Consider the following 11,060-nt stretch of genomic DNA (forward strand, 5'->3'; position numbering starts at 1 on the left):
CCTTTATGCAGTTAGTTTTATGGCACAAACAAAAGCTTAGCTCACTAATCACACTTTGTATGGTTGTGGTTGTTGTACTTGTGTGTGTGCGATTGGGGTTTTGGCAGTTGGAGCGAGGTGAGCAAAAGCAGCAACAACTAACCGCCATTGCTAAGCAACAGACTCGTGGTGTGATGAGCTGGTCTCAATTACTTAACTTACCTGATAGCTGGAACAAAACTGGTGTATTGGTTGAGTTAAAAGGGCGGTTTGTACAAAACCAATATTGGCTTTTAGATAATCAAGTTTATAACGGACAAGTAGGGTACGACCTACTTGCTTTACTAAAGCCAGACACCGAAGAAAAAGTGATTTTAGTTAATTTAGGATGGGTAAAAGCGCCTATATCTAGAGATGCACTGCCAAAGGTTACTCTGCCTACAGGTGTTTTTATTCTTAAAGCGCAAATAAAAGAAAATAACTTAAGTAGCTTTACGCTTGAAGATAAAACGACAAATAACGACTTACCTACAAGAATCCAATCTATCGACTTGAATATGCTGAGCACCCAAAGCCAGCAATCATTAATTAATTTTATGGCTTACAGACAAGGTACTGGTGATGAGATTGCAACACCTCATTATGAGGCCGTTGTTATGAGCCCTCAAAAGCATAATGCCTACGCTTTGCAATGGTTTTTAATTGCTGTTGCATGTGCTGTTGTGGCTATTTTTGCGAGTAAAAAAAGGACACATAATGAAAAATAATCCCCTTTTGTTGTTTGTGGGTTGCTGCGCTATCCCATTAATTTTGGCATATGGCGCATTAAAGTTTGATTGGTTGCCTACTGCAATTACTAATAATGGCGAGTTTTTAAGCCAAGAAATAAAACTTAAAAATTGGCCGCAAAATAATCCCAAACAATGGACTATCGCACTTAATTATTCAAACGAATGTAACACCCCATGCAGCGAACAACTCAATGCACTTAATAACTTATATGTGGCACTTGGTAAAAACCAAGGCAAGGTTGATATGGCTGTAATGGGAAGCCCCGACAATAAAAATCTACCATGGAAAATTATTACCGAGCAACAGAGTTTAAATCCTGCAAGTTTATATTTAATTGATCATATGGGGTTAGTGGTACTTGAATATCCCTTTAAGGTCGAGCCACAAGAAAACCGTTTAGTACAAAAAGGGCTATTAAAAGATCTAAAAAAATTACTTAACTATTCTCGTTCTAGCTAATTAAGTTCTCGTTCTAGCTAATTAAGTTGGAGTATCAGATGTATAAAAATTATAAAAACTTAGTATTAATAACAGGATTACTCGCTTTGATTGTAGTTGCTTTAGGTGCGTACACCCGCTTAAGTGATGCAGGATTAGGGTGCCCCGATTGGCCTGGTTGTTATGGCTTTTTAACGGTACCTAAGCATGAGGCTGACATAGCCTTAGCAACTCAAAGCTACCCCGATATGATGTTCGAAACCGCAAAAGCGTGGAAAGAAATGATTCATCGCTACTTTGCAGGTGCTTTAGGTTTACTTATTTTAGGTTTATTTGTGTTGGCTTTTTTAAAACGCCAATATCCAACTACGCCAGTTAAATTGCCTTTGGCTTTACTTCTACTAGTGGTATTTCAGGCTGCCCTTGGTATGTGGACAGTAACCATGAACCTTCAGCCGCTTATTGTAATGGGCCACTTATTAGGTGGCTTTAGTATTTTGTCACTTATAACGCTTTTATATTTACGGCTAACCGCAAAACCTATTATGGGTGGCGATAGCGGCGCAAAACGCTATTTTGGTTTAAGTTTAGTAGCGCTCAGTGTATTGATTATCCAAATTGCACTTGGTGGTTGGCTGGCTGCAAATTACGCCGCTCCTCATTGTAGTGGTTTGCCATTGTGTAATTACGCACAACCGTTTTCATTGAGTAGCGTATTTCAATTACCACTTGAGCACAGTAATTATGAATTTGGTGTGTTATCGCAGCAAGCGCGTATGTCTATTCATTTATTACACCGCATTTGGGCACTGGTTACTTGCATCGTTCTGGCGCTAATTATGTGGAAAATATACAGCCAAGCGTACTCTAAAAAAATTAAAAATTGCGTGGTGAGCGTATTGCTTACCCTGCTTTGCCAAATTAGCTTAGGGCTTATTTTAGTACATTGGCATATTCCGTTGGGAGTTGCACTGGCGCATAACTTGATGGCTGCCATACTATTATTAAGCATGGTTAGGTTGTGTTATTACCTAAAATCACGCACATAAAGGGGAAATATAATGGCACTTATAATTGATAAAAAAATACTGCTACCCGTTAATACTCAATCGCTAATTTCGCGTACTCATAATTTGCTGCAAGACTACTTAGCAATTAGTAAATTTAAAGTGGTAGCCATGCTGGTACTAACAGCTTGGGTTGGTTTAGCGCTGGCTCCTGATGTAGGGCGCGGTATGGCTGTACAGTTTATTAGCTTGTTAGGTATAGGGCTACTTTCTGCTGCTGCAGCGGTTATTAATCATGTGGTTGATAGTGAGATAGACTCAAAAATGGCAAGGACTCGTCATCGTCCTGTGGCTAAAGGGCGTTTAAGTAAAACACATGCGCTTAGTTTTGCAGCTGTTATTGGGGTTGCGGGTTTTATTATGCTAATGGTGTGGGCTAATACCTTAACCGCTATATTAACGTTATTTGCATTGGTAGGTTATGCATTTGTTTATACATCATTTTTAAAGCGTGCTACACCGCAAAATATTGTTATAGGTGGGTTGGCTGGCGCAATGCCTCCATTATTAGGTTGGGTGTCAGAAACAAACCAAATGGCAGCAGCCCCTTGGTTACTTGTAATGATAATATTTACCTGGACTCCGCCACACTTTTGGGCGCTGGCTATAGCGCGAAAAAGTGATTATGAACGCGCTAAAATTCCTATGTTACCAGTAACCCATGGAATCGACTTTTGTAAAACGTGCGTCGTTGCCTACTCTGTTTTACTCGCTGTAGTTTGCGTATTACCTTATTTAATTGGTATGTCTGGATTAATATATTTAATAGGTGCGTGTGTATTAAATGCAGTGTTTATATATAAAGCCGTCAAATTAAAAATTGCTGGAAATGATGAGACTGCAATGGACTTATTTCGTTTTTCGATTATTCATTTAATGGTACTCTTTGTAATCTTATTTATAGATAAATGGCTCACTTTATGAAGCAGTTATGGCTTGGATTAATTGTTGTTTTAGTTTTGTTTTTATCAGCATGTTCAAATGAAAATAGTCCACCAGATGTAGATGCATTAGTTTACGAAAATGCAAAGCCATTGTCTGATTTTACGCTAAACGATCAGCGCGGCGAATTAGTGACTAAGCAACAATTTTTAGGACAGTGGAATTTAGTATTTTTAGGCTACACAAGCTGCCCAGATATTTGTCCATTAACACTTGCTAAGTTAAATGCTGTTTATAAAAACTTACAAGCAGATTATCCGCTGCAAATTTGGTTTTTATCGGTTGATCCAAAACGCGATACACCAGCTAAACGAAAGCAATATATAGATTACTTTAATCCTGACTTTTTAGCTGTATCAGGGGAGCATAAACACCTTTTTCCTGTTGTTAGAGAGCTTGGTTTAATTTACGCCATTAGCGATAGTAGTGAATCAGAATATGCAGTTGATCATAGTGCTTCGGTCGCTATGGTTGATCAAAATGGAGCGGTTAGAGCTATTTTTAAACCAGAATTCAAACAAGGTAGTGTGCCATTAATTAATGCGACGACTTTAACGAAAGAGTTTAAAAAAATAGCCGATTACTACAAAAACTAGTTTTTACTTTTTACCAATTTGAAAGGAGCTTTAGGCTCCTTTTTTTGTTTTTTAACGACGATTTAAATTTAATTAAGCATTTTATGGCAATTTTAATAACTAGGGCTAAGCTTTTGTTATGAATTGAATTGACAGGGAATGCACCTACTAAATGCTAAAACTTCCAAGCGAACTTGCTATTACGCAAGTTGAAACACTACATCAAGATTTACTGCACGAACTCAATAGCAACGATGATATCTGTCTTGATATTAACGATGTGATTTCTGCTGATACTGCCTCAATTCAACTTTTATGCGCCTTACAAAAACACCTACTTACCATACAGCACAAAATCATTTGGGTAGGCAGTAGCGAGGCCTTAACGCATACAATCAATAAACTTGGCTTAAGCCAATACTTAACAACCGAAAGTAAAAGTTAGGGGTATATATGAAAAGAATTTTAGCGGTTGATGACTCAGCATCGATGCGTCAAATGGTGAGCTTTACATTAAAAACCGCAGGGTTTGATGTAACCGAAGCTAAAGATGGCAGTGAAGCTCTCGCTATTGCCAAGCAGCAAGACTTTGATGCCGTGATCTCAGATGTAAACATGCCAATAATGGATGGAATTACATTAATACGAGAGCTGCGTACTTTGCCTAGTTATAAATTTACACCATTACTGATGCTTACAACTGAGTCGGGTTTAGAAAAAAAAGTAGAAGGTAAAGCTGCTGGGGCAACAGGCTGGATTGTTAAACCATTTAATCCCGATCAGCTACTAGCGGTAATTAAAAAAGTTATTCGCTAAGGAGCGCAGTGTGAGTATAGATTTAAGTCAATTTTTTGAAGTTTTCTTTGAAGAGAGTTTTGAAGGCCTAGATACCATGGAGGCTGAGCTATTAAACTTAGTGCCAGGTGAGGAAGACTTAGAAACTATCAACACTATTTTTAGAGCTGCTCACTCAATAAAAGGAGGCAGTGGGACATTTGGTTTTAGCTCCGTTGCTGACTTTACTCATGTACTTGAAACATTACTAGATCAAATTCGCCAAGGTGAACGAGAGCTTAGTACCGAGCATGTTAATTTATTACTCAAAGCTGTGGATTGCTTACGCGCTTTACTTGCTGCACTTCAAGGTGAACAAGAGCCAGATTTAACCGAAGCAGATTTGTTAAAAGTACAATTTGAACATGTACTTGGAATGAAAAATGAAACACATGAGAATAAACCTCAAAGCTGTGAAGAGCAAACAAGTAGTAATACCTATCAAATAGACTTTAAACCTCATCATCATTTATTTAAAACAGGAAACGAGCCACTGTATATGATCAGTGAGCTTGAAGAGCTAGGTGAGTTAGAAACCACAGTATTTTACGATGAAGTTCCAGAAATCACCGATTTAAGTAGTGATGAATGTTTTTTACATTGGCGCTTTTTTTTAAGCACTAGCCATGATGAAAAGGCCATAAAAGAAGTGTTTGAATGGGTTGAAGACGATGCCGATATAAAAGTTGAATTATGTGGCGGCTTATTTGGCAATGATGAGCCAATACAACCTAATCAAGATGAGATACCTAAAGCTGTTGAGCTTGAAGAACCCGATTCAATAAAAGTAGCTGAGTTACCAAGTAAGCCACAGCAACCCGTTGCTAATAAAGATAAAAAACCTACAAGTGCACCAGAATCTACCTCTATACGTGTTGGCATTGATAAAGTTGATTCGTTAATAAATATGGTAGGTGAACTTGTTATTACACAAGCCATGCTAAATCAACTCAGCGAACAAGAAATCACACCAGCCACAATCACTTTACTACAAGAAGGCTTAGCACAACTTGCACATAATACGCGTGATTTACAAGAAAATGTGATGCGTATTCGTATGCTCCCAATTAATTTTGTATTTAGTCGTTTTCCTCGATTAGTGCGAGATATAGCGCAAAAGCTAAATAAGCAGGTTGAGCTAAAGCTGATTGGAGAGCAAACCGAGCTTGATAAAACAGTAATGGAAAAAATATCTGACCCTATGGTGCATTTAGTAAGAAACTCACTTGATCATGGGTTAGAGACTGTTGAGCAAAGACTGGCGGCAGGTAAAGATCCCGTTGGCACAGTAACCTTAAATGCATTTCATCAGGGTGGAAACATCGTTATTGAAATAATGGATGATGGGCAAGGGTTAAATACAAAAAAAATAAAAGAAAAAGCCATCGCTAACGAATTAATCTCAGCTGATAACCATCTCAGTGACGATGAAATAAATGAGCTTATTTTTATGCCCGGCTTTTCGACAATGGATGAGGTAAGTGACTTATCTGGTCGTGGAGTTGGGATGGATGTTGTTAAGCGAAATATCCAATCATTAAATGGCTCAGTGGAAGTAACCTCAGCGCCCGGTGTTGGTTCTACGTTTACTATTAGATTACCCCTTACTCTCGCTATTTTAGATGGGCAATTAGTTAAGGTGGCTCAGCATACTTATATTATTCCGCTCATTTCTATTGTGGAGTCACTGCAAATTGATATTGCAAAAGTGAGTCGAGTGGGTAAAAGCCTTGATGTATTGAGGCTTCGAGACGAATACATTCCTATATTAAGACTCTACGATATTTTTAATCATAAAAATGCTATTGAATCACTCGATAAAACGCTGCTTGTTGTTGTAGAAACAGATAACCAAAAGGTGGGTTTATTAGTTGATGATTTACTGTCTCAACAGCAGGTTGTTATTAAAAGTTTAGAGGCAAACTACCATAAAGTGGATGGCGTATCGGGTGCTACCATTTTAGGAGATGGGCGTGTATCGCTGATTGTGGATATTAGCGGCTTAATAAAGCTCTCAGGCTTAAAAAAGCCAGGTAGCCAAGAACTAACTATTGAAACGCAAGCCACTTTGGAGGCGTTATGAGCTCAGATCAAAGCCAGTTAAGTAACCAATTAAATCTTCAGCAACAGCAAGGTGTAAAACAGTTTTTAACTTTTATTATGGCTGATGAAGAATATGGCGTTGATATTTTAACAGTACAAGAAATTCGCAGTTGGGAAGAAATTACAGTACTGCCCAATGCACCTGAATTTGTAAAAGGCGTTATTAATTTACGCGGAACAATAGTGCCAATTATTGATTTACGGTTGCGCTTTGGATTACCAAGTGTCGACTATGGACCATTAACGGTGGTTATCGTTGTCAAAATAGAATTTGAACTAGGTAGTAAAATTATAGGTGTTGCTGTTGATGCCGTCTCTGATGTTTACAGTATTGCGGAGCAAGATGCGAAAGCGGTTCCTAGTTTGTCTGAATCGAGTAATTGTGAATATGTAGCTGGGTTGGTGAATGTTGGTGAAAAAATGGTAGCGCTAATTGACCTGCAAAAAACAATGAATATTTAGCAAATAGAAACTAAATGAATAATAAACTTAAAGGTGGTGATGAGCATGGGATGGTTTAGTAATCCAAAGCAGTCAAAATCAAGTAATGATTTAATTGTAGACGCATTGAATAAATCATTAGCGGTGATTGAATTTGAACCTAACGGAAAAATAATTACTGCAAATATGAATTTTCTAAACGCGATGGGCTATCGTCTTGAGGAGGTTCAAGGTCAGCATCACTCGATGTTTGTTGACCCAGATGAAGCTCAGGGCAACGATTATAAAAACTTTTGGCAACGCCTGCGTAATGGCGAGTTTATCTCAGATGAGTTTAAGCGTAATGCTAAAGGTGGAACTGAGGTATGGATCCAAGCAACTTATAACCCAATTGTTGATGAGCAAGGGCAAGTATTAAAAGTAGTTAAGTTTGCCACCGACGTGACTGAGCAAAAGTTAATAACAGCAGAAGCTTCAGGGCAAATTAGTGCTATAAGTAAATCTCAAGCGGTTATCGAATTTAATTTAGATGGCACTATTATTGATGCCAATGCTAACTTTTTAAATGCGCTTGGCTATCAACTTAGCGAGATTAAAGGCCAGCACCATAGGCTTTTTATTGATCCCGAACATGCAAATAGTATCGAATATAAAGAATTTTGGGCCAAACTAGGTCGCGGTGAATTTGATTCAGGGGAATATTTAAGAATAGGAAAGCAGGGTCAGGAGGTTTGGATTCAAGCATCTTATAATCCAATTTATGATATGAACGGCAAGCCGTTTAAAGTGATTAAATATGCATCTGATATTACTGAACAAAAAGAGCTTGAAAAGGCATCTCGCAAAGCAGCCGATTTAGCAAATGCGCTTAAAGTTTGCCAAGCAAACGTAATGATTGCTGATGAAAACCTTAAAATAGTATTTGTGAACGACCGTGTTCAGCAAATGCTAAAAGTCCGCGAAAAAGAATTACAAACCGTATTGCCAAGCTTTTCTGTTGATAATTTAATTGGCACCTGTGTTGATGATTTTCATAAGCGCCCTAATCATCAACGTGATTTATTAAAAAACCTAGATAAGCCCTATAAAGCCGAGCTACTGTTAGCTGGTGTCACTTTTACCTTGATTGCTTCACCTTGGATCAGTCAAGACGGAAAGCATTTAGGCACCATTGTTGAGTGGGAAGATAGAACCAATGAAGTTGCGCTTGAAAAAGAAATCGCTGAGCTTATTGGTGCTGCAGGTAATGGCGAATTAGATACAAGAGTTGCGGAAGATGGGAAGGAAGGGTTCTTTTTACGTTTGGCTCAAGGATTAAATAGCTTAGTTAAAATAGTTGATGATGCCGTTGCCGACACTGGCAATATGCTCGATGCGATGGCAAGTGGTGATTTATCAAAACGTATTGAAAAAGAATACAAAGGTTCATTTGATAAACTTAAACGCGACGCAAATGCTACGGCAGATAAATTAACAGAAGTGATTAATCGCATAAATTCATCGGCAACGTTAGTAGCCAGTGGTGCAGAAGAAATTTCTCAAGGTAATGCTGATTTAAGCCAACGTACAGAAGAGCAAGCCTCGTCACTTGAAGAAACAGCTTCAAGTATGGAGGAAATGACCAGTACCGTTCGTCAAAATGCTGATAACGCAAAAGTAGCAAACGACTTAGCAGAAGAAACCTGTGAAAAAGCAATTCAAGGTGGTGAAGTTGTTAATAGAGCAGTTACGAGCATGTCGGCAATTAATGAGTCGAGCAAAAAAATTGCAGATATTATCGGTGTAATAGACGAAATCGCGTTTCAAACGAACTTATTAGCGCTTAATGCCGCAGTGGAGGCAGCAAGAGCGGGTGAGCAAGGTCGAGGCTTTGCGGTTGTTGCAGGTGAGGTTCGTAACTTAGCGCAGCGCTCTGCGGGCGCAGCGAAAGAAATTAAAGAGTTAATACGAGATAGTGTAGGCAAAGTAGCTGATGGCTCTCAATTAGTTAATGAGTCGGGCGCTACACTTAAAGAGATTGTTGTGTCGGTGCAAAGAGTGACGCAAATGATTTCTGATATTACAGAGGCATCTGAAGAGCAAAGTGCAGGTATTGAACAAGTTAATAAAGCTATTTCTCAAATGGACGAAATGACGCAACAAAATGCCGCTCTAGTAGAGCAAGCCTCTGCTGCTGGTGAGTCTATGGCTGAGCAAGCTAATGAGATGCGCCGATTACTTAACTTTTTCTCAGTAGATCAGCAAGAGATGACAATGATGTCATCAACTATGCGAACCCCTGAACTATATCATAAGCCGCAAAGTCGTTTTGTGAGTAACAAGCCAAGGGGCGATAACTTTGTAGACTCAGCTGATGAGTGGGAAGAGTTTTAATATTTAGCCTTTTTATGCCTCGTCTAATAAATAGTTACAGCGAGGCACTACTTGTTAGCGTTAGGTTTAATTGAGAGCGAACAATGAAAGAGTTTTTGTGTACCGACCGCGACTTTAAGGAAATTGCCAGTTTAGTTTACAGCGCATGTGGAATTGTATTAGGGGATCATAAGCGAGAGATGGTTTATTCACGCTTAGCAAGACGTATTAGGGAGCGTAAATTAACTGATTTTAAAGCTTACTTAGAGTATCTGAATAGTCATAAAGACCAGGAGTTTGATGCCTTTATTAATGCAATAACAACGAACTTAACGTCTTTTTTTCGTGAAATACATCACTTTGAATTTATAAAATCTGAGCTTGTACCTGCTCTTTTAAAGGCAAATAAAAACAGTAAGCGAGTAAGAATCTGGTCTGCAGGTTGCTCCACAGGGGAAGAGCCTTACAGTTTGGCGATGACTTTAAATAACGCATTTCCGAGCAATTGGGATGTAAAAATACTAGCAACCGATTTAGATTCTAATGTATTGGCAAAAGCACAAAAAGGTATTTACACCGCAGCGAATGTTAATGGCTTAGATGACGTGCAACTTAAGCGTTGGTTTTTAAAAAGTAAAGACGGTGAAAACTATAAAGTTAGAGATAAACTAAAAGAGTCTATTTCTTTCAAGCGTTTAAACTTATTGCAAGACTGGCCAATGAAAGGATCATTTGATCTTATTTTATGTCGTAATGTTGTTATTTACTTTGATAAAGAAACAAAAGATCAGCTTTTTAAGCGCTACGCTAATATATTAAATGAACAAGGTTATTTGTTTTTAGGTCACTCAGAAAGTATGGGTAAAGAGCATTCACAATTCAAAAACTTAGGGAAAACTATGTACCAAAAGGGACAAAATGCACGCTGAGTTTAGGCCGGTATTACCTAACTTTGAACATATTAAACGATATTGGGATTCGGGCCGAGGTAGCGTTGTTGCTAAAGTACTTCCGGGTGAGTTTTATGTTTCTAAAAATAATGAACTGATCTCTACAGTTCTGGGTTCGTGTATTGCGGCTTGTGTATACGATGAAGTACTTGGTATTGGCGGGATGAATCACTTTATGTTACCAATTCAAAAGGGAGTAGAACTTAAAAATGCGCATAGTTTAAGTTGTCGCTACGGTAATTGGGCTATGGAGTATCTTATAAACGAAGTTTTAAAAAATGGCGCGTCTCGGTGTAACCTAAAAGTAAAACTTTTTGGCGGGGGGAAAATTATTAGTGCGATGACTGATATAGGGCTGGGTAATATTAGTTTTGCAGCAGCGTATATTAAAGAAGAGGCATTAAATCTAGTTGCCCATGATATGGGGGGCCCGTGGCCGCGAAAAATATTTTTTCATCCGAACACCGGTAAAGTTCACATGAAAAAACTTAAAAACCTACATAATAATACGATTGAAAAACGCGAAGTCCGTTACTTACAAAACCTTAAAAAGCAAGAAGTAGTAACCGATATAGAGCTGTTTTAGG

12 protein-coding genes are annotated in these 11,060 nt (G+C 38.4%); all 12 read left to right on the forward strand.

The genetic code is table 11. From position 1 onward, the window contains the following. The first annotated feature begins 5 nt into the window (after positions 1–5). The 12 genes from H5092_RS18520 (at position 6) to cheD (ending at position 11,059) form a co-directional block, all read left to right on the forward strand. Positions 6–746: an SURF1 family protein gene (locus H5092_RS18520; RefSeq protein WP_182720115.1), complete on the forward strand. Its 741-nt coding sequence runs from the start codon at positions 6–8 to the stop codon at positions 744–746. Next, on the forward strand, positions 736–1,230 hold the full coding sequence (locus H5092_RS18525; RefSeq protein WP_024595087.1) for a hypothetical protein: 495 nt from the start codon (positions 736–738) through the stop codon (positions 1,228–1,230). The genes H5092_RS18520 and H5092_RS18525 overlap by 11 nt, the downstream gene beginning before the upstream one ends. 38 nt (positions 1,231–1,268) lie before the next feature. Beyond that, positions 1,269–2,258 (forward strand): heme A synthase, encoded by a 990-nt coding sequence (locus H5092_RS18530; protein ID WP_165744789.1) that lies wholly within the window; start codon positions 1,269–1,271, stop codon positions 2,256–2,258. A gap of 12 nt (positions 2,259–2,270) precedes the next feature. Continuing rightward, positions 2,271–3,200, forward strand: a complete 930-nt coding sequence (gene cyoE, locus H5092_RS18535; RefSeq protein ID WP_182716562.1) for a heme o synthase — start codon at positions 2,271–2,273, stop codon at positions 3,198–3,200. After that, complete coding sequence (locus H5092_RS18540; protein ID WP_024595084.1) at positions 3,197–3,814, forward strand: SCO family protein; 618 nt, start codon at positions 3,197–3,199, stop codon at positions 3,812–3,814. The genes cyoE and H5092_RS18540 overlap by 4 nt, the downstream gene beginning before the upstream one ends. Positions 3,815–3,965: 151 nt before the next feature. Further along, the gene (locus H5092_RS18545) at positions 3,966–4,238 is read left to right on the forward strand and encodes an STAS domain-containing protein (RefSeq protein WP_002959595.1); all 273 of its coding nucleotides are present in this window, start codon (positions 3,966–3,968) and stop codon (positions 4,236–4,238) included. Positions 4,239–4,246: 8 nt separating this feature from the next. Continuing rightward, positions 4,247–4,609: a response regulator gene (locus H5092_RS18550; RefSeq protein WP_002959593.1), complete on the forward strand. Its 363-nt coding sequence runs from the start codon at positions 4,247–4,249 to the stop codon at positions 4,607–4,609. 10 nt (positions 4,610–4,619) lie between these two features. Continuing rightward, positions 4,620–6,710 carry a chemotaxis protein CheA gene (locus H5092_RS18555; RefSeq protein WP_182716561.1) on the forward strand — a complete coding sequence of 697 codons (2,091 nt, stop codon included), beginning with the start codon at positions 4,620–4,622 and terminating at the stop codon, positions 6,708–6,710. Continuing rightward, positions 6,707–7,192 (forward strand): chemotaxis protein CheW, encoded by a 486-nt coding sequence (locus H5092_RS18560; RefSeq protein ID WP_002959588.1) that lies wholly within the window; start codon positions 6,707–6,709, stop codon positions 7,190–7,192. Before H5092_RS18555 ends, H5092_RS18560 begins: the two co-directional genes overlap by 4 nt. A gap of 45 nt (positions 7,193–7,237) precedes the next feature. Next, positions 7,238–9,544: a methyl-accepting chemotaxis protein gene (locus tag H5092_RS18565; protein ID WP_182734522.1), complete on the forward strand. Its 2,307-nt coding sequence runs from the start codon at positions 7,238–7,240 to the stop codon at positions 9,542–9,544. 83 nt (positions 9,545–9,627) lie between these two features. After that, positions 9,628–10,452: a protein-glutamate O-methyltransferase CheR gene (locus H5092_RS18570; protein WP_033020851.1), complete on the forward strand. Its 825-nt coding sequence runs from the start codon at positions 9,628–9,630 to the stop codon at positions 10,450–10,452. After that, a complete protein-coding gene (gene cheD, locus H5092_RS18575; RefSeq protein ID WP_039489124.1) occupies positions 10,442–11,059 on the forward strand; it encodes a chemoreceptor glutamine deamidase CheD in 618 nt (205 codons plus the stop codon). The genes H5092_RS18570 and cheD overlap by 11 nt, the downstream gene beginning before the upstream one ends. The last annotated feature ends 1 nt before the right edge of the window (position 11,060 follow it).

The organism is Pseudoalteromonas sp. SR41-7 (genome assembly GCF_014163935.1).
Lineage (GTDB): Bacteria > Pseudomonadota > Gammaproteobacteria > Enterobacterales > Alteromonadaceae > Pseudoalteromonas > Pseudoalteromonas distincta.